This is a genomic window from Corynebacterium sp. HMSC068H04, assembly GCF_001811255.1.
In the GTDB taxonomy this organism is placed as follows: domain Bacteria; phylum Actinomycetota; class Actinomycetes; order Mycobacteriales; family Mycobacteriaceae; genus Corynebacterium; species Corynebacterium hesseae.
On sequence record NZ_KV803989.1, the window covers coordinates 1 to 12,516 of the forward strand.

The following is a 12,516-nucleotide window of genomic DNA, read 5'->3' on the forward strand; positions in this document are numbered from 1 at the left end:
CCGAATACCAAGAAGCACTAGCCAGACTCAACGCCGAACAAGCAGGACAGCCACCAGAGGAACCACCCGACAGTAGTTAACACCCACAGCCACCACACGCAGCAACGGCAGAAAGGAAACAGCTAACCACCAGTGACAACACTGCCACCCGCGGACCACATCAAGGCACGCGGGCATATCGGCGATCCTTGAGCACGATTCACGTGCTGCCCACTGAGGGTTAAGCCCTTAAAGAACGAAACCCGCCAACCCGATGATGGTTGGCGGGTTTCCTGGAGAGCGAACTCGCATTCCCAGCGAGGCCGAACTCATGGCGCTGTCCTGGCTGAGATTTCTAGTCGAGGGTCGGCATGGGGTCCTCGCCGATGACGACCTCCACCGTGACGGCATCAGGGCGCAGGGTCTCTTCCAACTGGGCAGCTACGATGCCGCCCTCTGCCTTGACGGTTCGAGTAATGCGCAAGACCGGTTGGTTCCGACCCACTCCAAGGGCTTTCTGTTCCTCCGTGCGCGCGGTGGCGGCCACGAGGGAGTCCCGCTTAAACACGGGCACCAGGTCAAGCTCCGTCAACAGCTCGGTCAGCGGCTTCTGGACATCCTCTTCCGTGAGGTCCGAGGCCAAGGCCTGCGGGATAAAAAGGGTGGAGGCCATGATGGGCGAGCCCTCGGTCAACTGCACCGCGCGGCATTCCCACACGGAATCACCTTCCTCAATCCCGAAGGTGGAAGCGAGATGCCCAGGCACCTCAATCAGCGTCAGCGACAACACCCGCACCTCCACATCGAGTCCATGCTCACGCAGCTGGTCGAGGGCGCTTCGCCCGCTCGTCAGGCTCAGCGTCGGCGGGGTGGCACGCACGAAGGTGCCACCGGTGCGCCCGCGCTTGCGGTCAATGAGACCTTCGATCTGGACGATGTCCAGCGCGTGGCGCACCGTCATGCGCGCCACCTTGTATTCCTGGACTAACTCCCGCTCCGTGGGAAAGCGGTCACCCGGCTTCAGTTCGCCGGATTCAATCTTGCTCCGCAGCGAATCCGCGATCACCAAATAGGCGGGGCGGCGACGTTGAGAGGTGGACACGCCTCATAACTGTACCGTGCGCTGCGTTTTTCGCATCTTGAGAGAAAACGCGGCTCCTACTTGCGCTGATTCAACTCAATGCGCGGGCGCACGCGAATCTCAGTCAGCTGCGTCGTCGGGCCAGCATCAACGGTGGCGCGGATGGCCTTCGCCACCTCCACAGGAGCGATGACATGCTCTGGGTTGTAATCCTGCAGGCCCTGCAGCATCGGGGTATCCGTCGGGCCCGGCGCGACGGTGGACACGCGGATGCCGAGCTCGCCGAGGCGCAGGCCGTCGGCAAGCGCGTAGAGCGCGTGCTTCGTCGCCGCGTAAATCACGTTGTCCCCGTAGGAGTGGATGCCCGCACCGGAGTTGATGAAGACCACAAGCCCTTCCGCCGCACGCAGCGCGGGCAAAAGCAGGCGGGTCAGCTCGGCTGGTACGTGCACGTTGAGGTCCATCTGCGCGCGCCAATCCTCCGGCCGAGCGCTTTCCACCGAGCGCTTATCCGCCCGGGCCGCCGCATGCACAAGCACGTCCACGCGCTCAAGCGAAGCCAGTTCGGTGGGAAGCGGTGAGCCGTCGAGAAGCGACAGCAAATCGATTGCCACCGGCACGATGTTCTCCGCCTCCGGCAGCTCCCCGGCGCGCCGCCCCAGGGCATACACGCGGTGGTCCCGGGCAAGGTCCTTGATGATCTCCGCGCCCATTCCACCCGTCGCACCAGTTACAACGGCAGTTTTCACCATGGTTGTTCCTCCTTCTCGTTAGCGGAAACGCTTCGGCACATCCGGCTCCCCCAGCGTCAGCATCAGGCGGTTAGCCCAGTTGAAGAACGCGGTGGAGTTGATGACATCGATGATGGCTAGGGTATCGAATCCCACGGACTCGAGGCGTTCAACGTGGGAGGCGTCGAAGGCAAAGGGTGACTCGGTCAGGGCCAGGGCGGCATCGCGAATGGCGGACCACTGCGCCGAGCCCAGGTCAGCGGAAACGCCTTCCTCGAGCAGGCGGTCAATCGCCGCGGCGTCACCGCCCTCTTCCTTGGCGCGCTGCTGGTGCACCGACGCGCAGTACTCGCAACCGTTGAGACGCGATACCACCGTGGCGGCCAGCTCACGCTCGGCGCGGCCGAGTCCGCCGTCGGTGTTGTAGAAGATGTCCAGGTCCGTGAGCGTGCGCGCCTTGAGCGCGGCCGGATCGCGGGCGAGCAGACGGAAGTACTCCATATCGATGCGCTCGGGCTTAATGAGCGCATCGCGCTGCGCGTCTGTGAACTCCTCCTTCGGCTGCGGCGGCACCCACGGCTTCCAGCCCAGCGAGTGCGCTACAAAGCCCTGCGGCTTGGCGACGTCCGGCACCAGCGTCCCCTCCCCCGGCACCCACTCCGGGGTCTGGGTGGGACGCGGCGCCTCAGTCACGGGCGCGGGCTGTGCAGTACCGGCAAGCACGGAGAGGCCGTGCGCCACGCGCAGCTGGAAAGACAGGAAGCTGACCAGCTGCGCCAGCGTCACGATGTCATCGTTGGACCAGCCGGCCGCCTGCAGGTGACCGATCGCGGCCGGAGAGGCGTCCTTGGGGTGGAAGACCAGCAGGTGGGCGAAGTCGAGGGCGGCGGCGAGGCGCTGGGAGACCTCGAAAAGCGTGAAGCCGCCATCAATATACGGGCCGGTGGTGATGCCGCTCTCCACCGCGCGGGATATTTCGACGGCAAGCTCCTCTGATTCCTCCGCCAGCAGGTCAGAATAAAAGGCGACGGCAGGCGTCGCCTGATACACGCCCGCCACAAAGGTAGCGATGGCGTAGCGTTCCGCATAGCTGAACGTGCCGGGCGTTGAAGGTTCGAGGAGCGCGGCAAAGGAGGCCTGCGCGTTCTCCTTGGCTTCGGGCCGGCGCTCGCGCAGCTTGGCGACGTCCCCCTCAACACCCGCCAACAGGTTAATGATGTCTGCCATGAATTAATCCTTTCGTTTTCGCCCAGGCTACAGGCCCAGGTTGAGGTCGCCGGCGCGGTAGCGCGAGCCGGGGATGGCCTCGATGAGCTTCCGGGTAAACGGTGATTGTGGGTTACTAAAGACCTCGGCGGTGGGCCCGCATTCCACCTGCTGGCCCTTTGAGAGCACCGAAACGGTATCGGAAATCTGGTTGACCACTGCGAGGTCGTGCGAGATGAAAATGTAGGTCAGGCCGAGTTCCTCCTGCAGCCGGGCCAGTAGGCGCAGGATCTGGGCCTGCACGGTGACGTCGAGAGCGGAGACGGCCTCGTCGAGGATGACCAGCTCCGGTTCCACGATCATGGCGCGCGCGATGGCCACGCGCTGGCGCTGGCCGCCGGAGAGCTCGCGCGGACGGCGGTCGTAAAAGTCCGGGTTGAGAGCTACCAGGTCCAAGAACTCCTTGGCCTTTTCCTTGGCCGCGCTGGCACGCACCGCCTTCAAGTTCCGCAGCGGCTCCGCCACCGTCTGGCCGATGGACTGCTTGGGGTCCAGCGAGCCATAGGGGTTCTGGTAGACCAGCTGGATGTTGTTTCGCTCTTCGCGCAAGGCCTTACCGCGCAGGCCCACGATGTCGCGTCCGCCCACGGTGATGCTGCCGGAAGTCGGGGTGTTGAACATCGCGATGCTGCGCCCCGTCGTGGTCTTGCCGGAGCCGGATTCACCCACGATGGCGTGGGTCGAGCCCTTGGCCACGGTGAAGGAGATGTCATCGACCGCGGTGAAATCACCGAAGCGCTGGGTCAGGCCTTCCACGCGCACCAAGGGTTCGCCCGCGGTGCGGTCAGTGGTTGTGTCGGTCTTGACGACGGCGTTGCGCGACGTAGCTGCTCGGCCGGCGTCGGCGACGGTGAGGGAGGGGGCGTCGGCAAGCAGGCGTTTGGTGTAGTCGTGGCGCGGGTTCGTCAGCACCGTGGCGGCCAGGCCCTCCTCGCGCAGCTGACCGGACTCCATAACCACGACGCGGTCGGCGCGGTCACCGGCCACGGCGAGGTCGTGGGTAATGAAGAGGATGCCCATGCCGAGCTCCGCGCGCATGTCATCGAGGAGATCGAGGATGATCTTCTGCACGGTGACGTCGAGGGCGGAGGTCGGCTCGTCGGCGATGATGAGGTCGGGCTCTAGCGCCACGGCGGCGGCAATGAGCACGCGCTGCTTCATGCCGCCGGACAGCTCGTGCGGGTATTGGTGATAGCGGCGCGCAGGGTCATCGATGCCGACGCGCTCCAGCAACTCCAACGCCTTTGCCTTGCGCTCGGCGGCGGTGCCCACCTTGTGGATGCGCATGCCCTCCTCCACCGAGGCGCCGATGGTCTGGACTGGGTTGAGGGAGTTGTTCGGGTCCTGCGGGATCAGCCCGATGCGTCGCCCTCGCAACTCACGCCACTGGCGCCGGCGCAGCGAGGTGATATCGCGACCATCGAAGGTGATGGTTCCGGCATCGATCGTGGCATTCGAGGGCAGCAAACCGATGGCTGCCATGGCCGAGGTGGTCTTGCCGGAACCCGATTCGCCCACGATGGCGGTCATCTGTCCCGGGTGAACCTCGAGGTTGACGCCTTGCACGGCGGAAACGTCACCACCTGCGGTGGAATAGGACACGTTGAGGTCCCGCACGCGCAGCAGGGGCTGCGCTGCATTTTTTGTAACAGACATGTTAGGCCTCCACGGGGAAGTTTTGGGACAGGCGGTTGGCGGACATCACCACGGCGACCAGCGCGATGCCGGGCAGGATGATGAGCCACCAGGCGGTGGCCATGAAGTCACGGCCCTCGGCGATAATGAGGCCCCATTCCGGGGTCGGCGGCGGGGCGCCGTAGCCCAGGAAGCCGAGGATGGACAGCTGCAGGATCGCGGTGCCGAACTGCAGGGTGGCCAGGGCGATCACAGGGGTGAGTGAGTTGGGAAGGATGTGGCGCAAGAGCACCGTGGCGTGGGTGGCACCGGCGCCGTATGCGGCCTCGATGTAGTCCGAGCTGGCCACGGTGGTCACCTGGGAGCGGGCCAAACGGGCGAAGGTCGCCACGGACGTCGCACCGACAGCCACCGCCGCCTGCACGGAGCCAAAGCCCAGAACGATGATGATGGACAGCGACAGCAGGATGCCGGGGATGGACAGCAGCACGTCGACCACGCGCATGAGGACGGTGTCCACCGCTCCTCGGAGGGAGCCGGCGAGCAAACCGATGAGCGTGCCGACGACCAGGCCGACGGCCACGGCGATCAGCGCGCCGAGCAGCGACTGGCGGGCACCATAAACAATGCGCGCGTAGAGATCGCGGCCCACCGCGTCCGTGCCCATGAGGTGGCCGGACTCCCCCGGCGGCAACAGGGCCACATCGGTGCCCGCATAGGGGTCGGCCGAGGTGAACAAACTTGGGAAAAGCGCGGCCAGGAAAGCGATCACGAGGACCACGATGGCGATGATGGAACCCGGCGCGAGCCAGGGATTCGCAGTGTGGCGGCGCGGCGCTCGTGAAGAACGCAGCGGATTGGTGTGCGTCATGCTCATGAGCGCACCGTCCTTTCTTCAGCAGCGGCAGCGCGGCGCTCCGGGGCGCTGGCGCGCAGGCGCGGATCCAGCACCGGGTAGAGCAGGTCCACCACGAGGTTGATGATGATGTAGGAGGTCGCAGCGATGAGAACCACGGCCAGCAGCACCGGGGTATCGCGGTTCGCCACGGCCTGCGCCACCATGTAGCCCAAGCCGGTGCGGCCAAAGACGGTCTCGGTCACCACGGCACCGCCGACGAGCTCACCGAAGAGCAGGCCCGCCATGGTCAAGGTGGGCAGCAGCGAATTGCGCAGGACAGTTCGCCAGAAGATCCACGCCTCCGAGGCGCCGCGTGCGCGCACCGCCTGGACGAAGGGCCGCGATTGCGTCTCATCGATGGAGCGGATCAACACCTGAATGAGCGGCGCGGCCATAGGTACCGAGAGCGTCAAGGTAGGCAGGATGAGGCCCTCCACGCTGCCGGGTTCAATGACGCGCACCCAGCCCAACTGGAAGGAAAAGAACTGGATGAGCAGGATGGCAATCCAGAAGCCGGGCAGCGAGACCATGAAGGAAGGCAGACCCCGGAAGAAAGAACCGATGGCGCCAAGCCCCGGCAGCGTGGCCACAAAGGCCACGAGCACGGCCACGATGAGTGCGAGAACGATGGCGCTGGCGGCGAGGATGAGGGTGTGGGGAAGGGCGTCGGCAAGCAGCGTGGCTACCGGAGCGCCCGACTGCGTGGAGTTGCCGAAGTGCCCGGTGAGGAAGCCACCCAGAGACGTGAAGTATTGCACCACGAGCGGCTTGTCGACGCCCATCTCCTCCCGGATGGCGTCAATCTCCGCCTGGGACAGGCCCAGGGCAGGGTCGCCGAAGCGCGACTGGACGGCATCCGATGGCAGCGCCGACAGGAGCACAAAGGCCACGGTGTAGGTAATGAGCAGCACGAGGAGGGCCTGCCCAATGCGGCTGAAGAGTTGGCGGGTTGTCATTTATTTCTCCTCCTCATCCGATGCCGCGGCGTCGATGGACACCTCGTAGAACCACGGGCGCGCCACCGATTCCGGGCTGAAGCCCGAAATACCCGGCCGGACGGCGTAGACCACGGGCTCCTCAAAGAGCGGCAGCGCATAGGCCTGCTCGGTGATGTAGTCCTGGACTTCTTCCGTGGCCTTGATGCGGCCTTCCTTGTCGGGGGTGTCGAGGACGGCGTCGAGAAGCTCCTGCAGGTGCGCGTCGATTGGGGTGCCCTCCGCGTCTTGGTTGAGGAAGGCGTCGCGGTTGTTGATGCCGTAGAGCGAGGTGATGACGTCGTAGTCGGCGCGGCCCACCATCGAGTGGTAGATCTGCACCTTGTCAACGTCCTTGGCATCGGCGTTCTGCGTGGCCTGGTCGCCGGCGTTGACCTGGATGCCGATGCCCAGCTCACCCAGCTGGTCCTGCACCATGGTCATGACTTCCTTAGAACGCGGCTGCGGCAAGGCGGTGTTGGTGCGCAGGACAAGGCGCTGGCCGTCCTTGACGCGGATGCCGTCGGGGCCGGGCTCCCAGCCGGCCTCGTCGAGGAGGCGCTTGGATTCCTCGGGGTCGAAGGTATAAGCGGCGGACTGGTCCTTGTAGGCCAGGCCGGTCTTTGCCACCGTGGAGGTGGCCAGCGGGTAGGACTCGGAGAAGAGCACGCGGAGGATTTCCTCGCGGTCCACGCCGTGGATGATGGCCTCGCGCACGCGCTTGTCCTGCAGCAGCGGGTGGTCGAAGCGGAAGGCGAACTGGTTGTTCATGGAGTTCGTGCCGCGCGAGATGATGCTAACACCCCGGTCCTTGAGCAGCGACTCCTGTGGTGCGGAGATCTGGCGGGCGATATCGGCCTGGCCGGAGAGGATGGCGCCGGTGCGCACGGACTCTTCGGCGGCGAGGATGTAGTGGACGCCGTCGATCTCCGCGCGCCCCTGGTGCTTGACCGCTGGCGGGGCCCAGTCGTAGTCCTCGCGGGTCTTGAGCTTAAGGTCAGTGCCTATTTCTTCCGATTCCACCACGAAGGGGCCCGAGCCAATGACGTTAACCGCGTTGCCGGGGCCGAAGCCCTCGTTGTCCAAGGCCAGCGTTGAATCGGAGAGCAGGCCGGCGTTGTAGGCGGAGGTGGCCTGGAGGAAGCCCGGAGAAGGCTGGGTGAAGTAGAACTTCACGGTGTCCTCGTCCACGACCTCGCCGTGGTCATAGTTGGCAATCTGCTCGGAGCTGGTCAGCGTGCGGGATTTATCGCCGCGGCCGAAGAGGTCGAAGTTGGCCACGACGTTCTCGGCGGTCAAAGGAGAGCCATCGGAGTAGGTGACGTCGGTGCGGATGTTGAACGTGTACTCCGTGGCATCGGCGTTGACCTTGGGCATCTCCGTGGCAATCCACGGCGAGAGCTCGAGGGTCTCGGGGTCTTGGTACAGGAGGCGATCGGTCAGCTGGTTGACCACGCCGCCGTTGGGATAAAAGCCGGCGGCCGGCGGGTAGAGCGTGCGGAAGAACTGCGGCTCTAGGTAGGTGAGGATGTTGTCCTCCCCGTCCGGCCGTTCCGCGGCGGAGCAGCCGGCTAAGGCGAGGGCTGCTGCCAGGGTGGCGGCGAGTGCGCGTAGGGTTTTCACGGTATTGCTTTCAGAGAGTAGATAGTCGGTTTGAATTGTGTCTACGGATTTAACACAACGTATACTGACCGGTATTATTCCACTAGACAGAACAGTCTAAAAGTTTGAGGTTGATTTTTATGCCCTCCATCGCCATCGTCGGGGCCGGCCCGCGCGGCATCTCGCTGGTCGAGCGCCTCGCGGCCCACCTGCGCGCGACCCCCCTTGAGTCACCCCTGCGCCTCCACATCATCGACGATGCCCCACTAGGTTCCGGCCGCATTTGGGACACCGAGCAGACCCGCACGTTGTGCATGAACACGCTGGCCGGCGCGGTCACTCTGTTCACCGAGCCCAGCTCCACCACCACCGCGCCGGTCCTCGAGGGCCCCATCCTCTACGAGTGGATCCAGCTCCTGCGCGGCGAGCGCCCCGACATCGCGCCTGCCAAGCTGGAGCTTTATGATTCCCACCCGCCGCGCGAGGAGCTAGCCGCTTCCTTTGCCGAGGAACTCGCGCAAACCCGCCCGGAGTCCAACCCTTCCCGCGCGCTTTACGGCGCCTACCTGGAGTGGGTCTTTGAGGTTGCGCTGACTCAGCTGCCGGAGAACGTGGACGTCGTCCAGCACCGCGCCCGCGCGCTGTCCGTGGAGGAGCGCGGTGAGCAGGACGCCATTACACTTTCCGACGGCTCCACCGTCACCGCCGACGCCACCGTCCTGGCCTACGGCTGGCAGGTACCGGCGCTCAGCGAATCCGAACGCGCCCTGGCGGAGGCTGCGCACTCGGATCTGCATTGGGTGCGGCCAGATAACCCCGTCGAGCAGCCAGTGTCTAAGGTCCCCGCGGGCGAGAAGGTCCTGATCCGCGGCCTGGGCATGGGCTTCTTCGACATCATGGCGCTACTCACCATCGACCGCGGTGGTGAGTTTGTGGAGGATCCCTCCACGCGCTCCGGGCTGCGCTACGAGCCCAGCGGCGAGGAGCCGCACTTCATCGTCTCCTCCGGCCGCGGCTACCCTTATATCCCAAAGTCGGAATATCACGCGCTGCCACCGAAGGCTGCGCTGACCCGTTTCCGCGCCGCGGTGGCCGCGCTGGATCCGGAGGTCGAGCTGGACTTCGGCACGCAGTTGCTGCCACACATTCTGCGCGATGCCTACGCCGAGTACTACGAGAACCAGGCGCGGGTCGCTCCCAATACACTGCAGCGCCCCCTCGCGGATATCATCGCTACGCTCGATTCCACGGAGCTCACCGCCCCAGATCTCCGAGGCATGGCAGACCAGCTCACCGCAGCCCTCGAGGGCTCCTCCGCGCAGCCTTTGGATCTTGCACATTGGGCGAACCCGCTCGACGATTTCACCGGCGGTGAGATCACCGAGTACATCGCCGAAGGCTTAGCGCGCGACATCATCGAGGCCGTCGCCGCCGCCGATTCCCCGCTGAAGTCCGCGCTCTGGGCCATCTCTGCCGCGCGCAAGCCCTCCTCGATTGCGGGTTCAGAAGGCCGGATGACATGGGAGTCCCGCACCAGCACGTACAAGGAGTTCATGGCCTTCGGACAGATGGTAGGCTCCGGCCCACCGCTCTTCCGCACGCGCCAGCTGCTCGCGCTTGTCGACGCCGGCCTCGTCACCTTCCTGGGTCAGCGCCCCCAGCTAGAGATCGGCGAGAAGTTCACGCTGCGTACCGCGCACGGTGAGGCTTCCTCCACCTGGCTTATCGACGCCTGGATGCACTCCCCCGACGTCCGCCGCGCCGGCGACCCACTGGCGGTATCCCTCAACGGGCGTGTTCGCGCGTTCGTCGACCATGGTCAGGCCACCGGCTCGCCGGAGACGACGTGGAACCGCCGCGTGGTCAACCCCGGTGGCATCGAGGACCCGCGCCTGCACATCGTGGGCATCCCCACCTATTCGCAGTGGCCGGACACCACCATTTCCCCCATGCCCGGCACGGATCCGCTCATGCTGCAGGAAACCGACCGCACGGCCGGCTCCCTGCTCAATTCCCTCTAACCACACACAGCGAAAGCGCCGAGGCTCAAAACCTTGGCGCTTCGGCGGTTTTAGTGAAGGGCGTCGAGGGCCTGCTCCAGGTCCGCGAGCAGGTCATCGATGGACTCGATGCCCACCGAGATGCGCACGAGGTCTGCCGGTGGAACAAGTTCGGAGCCTTCGGCGGAAATGTGCGTCATGTTCTGTGGGTGCTCAATGAGGGACTCGACACCGCCGAGGGACTCAGCCAGCGAGATGAGCTTGGTGTTGAGACAAATCTGGCGGGCGTGCTCCTCGCTGTGGAAGCGCACGGACATCATCCCGCCGAAGCCACGCATCTGCTTCTTAGCCAGCTCGTGGCCCGGATGCGAGGGCAGGCCCGGGTAGAGAACCTGCTTGACCTCCGGGCGGGATTCCAAGAACTCGGCCACGGCCTGCGCATTGGAACAGTGGCGGTCCATCCGCACTTCAAGGGTTTTGATGCCGCGGGCGGTGAGGTAGGCGTCGAAAGGCGAGGACACCGCGCCGACGTTGCCCTGGAAATACAGCAGGCGCTCATCCATCTCCGCGGAGTTGGTCACGACCGCACCGCCCAGCACATCCGAGTGGCCGCCCAGGTACTTCGTGGTGGAGTGCAGGACGTGGTCCGCACCCAACTCCAAAGGGTTCTGCAGGTAGGGCGTGGCAAACGTGTTGTCGACGACGACTTGGGCGTCGCCGGCCGCCTTAACAACCTCAGAGACTGCGGCGATATCCGTGATCGTCGTCGCCGGATTGGTCGGGGTTTCCAACCAGATCAGCTTGGTGTTTTCCTTGAGCGCCCCTTTAACCGCCGCGGAATCGGCGGTATTGACGATGGACAGCTCGATGCCCCACTCGCCGTAGTCATGATGCAGGAGGCGATACATGCCGCCGTAGGCATCGTTACCCAAAATCACGTGGTCACCTGGGCGGACGAGAATCCGAATGAGGGTATCGACGGCCGCCATGCCCGTGGCGAAACAACGGGCGTACTCAGCGTTCTCCAGCGCCGCGAGGGTCTTCTCCAGCGAATGAACGGTGGGGTTGGCCACGCGCCCGTACTCATAGCCGCCGCGCAACTGCGCGAGGCCGTCCTGTTGGTAGGTCGTGGAGGCGTAGATCGGTACGTTGATGGATCCCATGTAGGGATCCGGCTGGTAACCGGCATGGATGGAACGGGAGGAAAAGCCAAGAGTGCGGTTGTCAGTCATGAGGCACAATTCTAGACCAAGCTGTTCAGTCGCGGGAAAGACAAGCTTTTTATATTCAGCTCTCTTCCCTACCATCGGTAGGTGTCAGTCGTGAGCGATAGCAGAAAGGACACACGTGACCAGACCAACCGCATACCTAAGCGCTTCCTCCGAGCCAACCGACGGGGCTGTCGACGCGGTCACCCGCTGGTGGCAAACAGAAAACATGCAGTCCTGGCTCATCGACAAACCCATCGGCATCGCGCTCATCCTCATCGTCGCCATCATCGGCAGCTGGCTGCTGCGCCGGCTCATCACCAAGCTGGCTGATAACAGCATCAAGAAGGGCAAGCTCAGCTCGCCGCTCTCCCCGCGCAAAGCGCACAAAACAACCGACAAGGTCCTCGAGCAAACACAGGAGGCTCGGCGCACCTCCCGCATCCAGACCCTCGCCGGCGTTGGACGCTCCGCGGTTGCCATATTCGTCTGGGTCTGGGCAGCGCTCGCTATCTTGGACAAGCTCGGAGTCAACGTCGCCCCGCTCGTAGCCTCAGCCGGCGTGGTTGGTGTCGCCCTTGGTTTCGGCGCCCAGGCGCTGGTCAAGGATTTCCTGTCCGGCATTTTCATGCTCATGGAGGACCAGTACGGCATCGGTGACACCATCGACCTCGGAAACGGGGTCTTCGGCGACGTGGAGTCCATTTCCCTACGTATTACCACGGTCCGCGATATCGATGGCGCGCTATGGTACGTCCGTAACGGCGAAATCTTGCAGGTGGCCAACCATTCCGACCGCTACTCCGTCGCCCGCGTGCAAGTGCCCATCGCACTGAGTAACGACCCCACCCGCGCAGTCGATGTCATCACCTCCGCAGCAGAGGACGCCGCCCGCGACCCCGAAATCAAGGGCTTCATCCTGGCCAAACCTACGGTCAATGGCATGTCCGGTTTGGAAGTTGACCACATGTCCTACCGCGTTTCCGTCAAGACGCTACCGGGCAAACAATGGGATGTGCAGCGCGCGATGCAGGCGAAAATCCTCACCGCCATGCATACGGAAGGAATTACCACGCCCTACCCGCGGGGGATGGCTATCTTTGATTTGGAAGAACCCAGCCTGACGCGAAAGGAAGATTAGG

10 protein-coding genes are annotated in these 12,516 nt (G+C 64.4%); 2 read left to right on the forward strand and 8 right to left on the reverse strand.

What is annotated here, in order from left to right; genetic code table 11:
• Window positions 1-334: 334 nt before the first annotated feature.
• Genes HMPREF2792_RS05190 through HMPREF2792_RS05220 form a run of 7 tightly spaced genes read right to left on the reverse strand, consistent with a single transcriptional unit; the run spans window position 335 to window position 8,187 of the window.
• Window positions 335-1,081 (reverse strand): GntR family transcriptional regulator, encoded by a 747-nt coding sequence (locus tag HMPREF2792_RS05190; protein ID WP_070531479.1) that lies wholly within the window; start codon window positions 1,079-1,081, stop codon window positions 335-337.
• A gap of 56 nt (window positions 1,082-1,137) precedes the next feature.
• Window positions 1,138-1,812, reverse strand: a complete 675-nt coding sequence (locus tag HMPREF2792_RS05195) for an SDR family oxidoreductase (RefSeq protein WP_070531482.1) — start codon at window positions 1,810-1,812, stop codon at window positions 1,138-1,140.
• Between the two features lie 18 nt (window positions 1,813-1,830).
• Complete coding sequence (locus tag HMPREF2792_RS05200; RefSeq protein ID WP_070531485.1) at window positions 1,831-3,018, reverse strand: alkylhydroperoxidase domain protein; 1,188 nt, start codon at window positions 3,016-3,018, stop codon at window positions 1,831-1,833.
• Window positions 3,019-3,045: 27 nt separating this feature from the next.
• Window positions 3,046-4,713 carry a dipeptide ABC transporter ATP-binding protein gene (locus tag HMPREF2792_RS05205; protein WP_070531495.1) on the reverse strand — a complete coding sequence of 556 codons (1,668 nt, stop codon included), beginning with the start codon at window positions 4,711-4,713 and terminating at the stop codon, window positions 3,046-3,048.
• A gap of 1 nt (window position 4,714) precedes the next feature.
• Window positions 4,715-5,569 carry an ABC transporter permease gene (locus tag HMPREF2792_RS05210; RefSeq protein WP_070531498.1) on the reverse strand — a complete coding sequence of 285 codons (855 nt, stop codon included), beginning with the start codon at window positions 5,567-5,569 and terminating at the stop codon, window positions 4,715-4,717.
• Window positions 5,566-6,546 carry an ABC transporter permease gene (locus tag HMPREF2792_RS05215; protein WP_070531501.1) on the reverse strand — a complete coding sequence of 327 codons (981 nt, stop codon included), beginning with the start codon at window positions 6,544-6,546 and terminating at the stop codon, window positions 5,566-5,568. Before HMPREF2792_RS05215 ends, HMPREF2792_RS05210 begins: the two co-directional genes overlap by 4 nt.
• Entirely contained in the window at window positions 6,547-8,187 is a 1,641-nt protein-coding gene (locus tag HMPREF2792_RS05220) for a TIGR04028 family ABC transporter substrate-binding protein (RefSeq protein WP_070531504.1), read from the reverse strand.
• 119 nt (window positions 8,188-8,306) lie between these two features.
• Between HMPREF2792_RS05220 and HMPREF2792_RS05225 the strand changes: the two genes are divergently transcribed.
• Window positions 8,307-10,187 (forward strand): FAD/NAD(P)-binding protein, encoded by a 1,881-nt coding sequence (locus tag HMPREF2792_RS05225; protein ID WP_070531507.1) that lies wholly within the window; start codon window positions 8,307-8,309, stop codon window positions 10,185-10,187.
• 50 nt (window positions 10,188-10,237) lie between these two features.
• Here HMPREF2792_RS05225 and HMPREF2792_RS05230 read toward each other — a convergent pair whose 3' ends face one another.
• Window positions 10,238-11,398, reverse strand: coding sequence for a cystathionine gamma-synthase (locus HMPREF2792_RS05230; RefSeq protein WP_070531510.1), 1,161 nt, complete (start codon window positions 11,396-11,398; stop codon window positions 10,238-10,240).
• A 115-nt stretch (window positions 11,399-11,513) separates the two neighbouring features.
• Here HMPREF2792_RS05230 and HMPREF2792_RS05235 point away from each other — a divergent pair, with 115 nt between their 5' ends.
• Complete coding sequence (locus HMPREF2792_RS05235) at window positions 11,514-12,515, forward strand: mechanosensitive ion channel family protein (protein WP_070531513.1); 1,002 nt, start codon at window positions 11,514-11,516, stop codon at window positions 12,513-12,515.
• Window position 12,516: the final 1 nt, after the last annotated feature.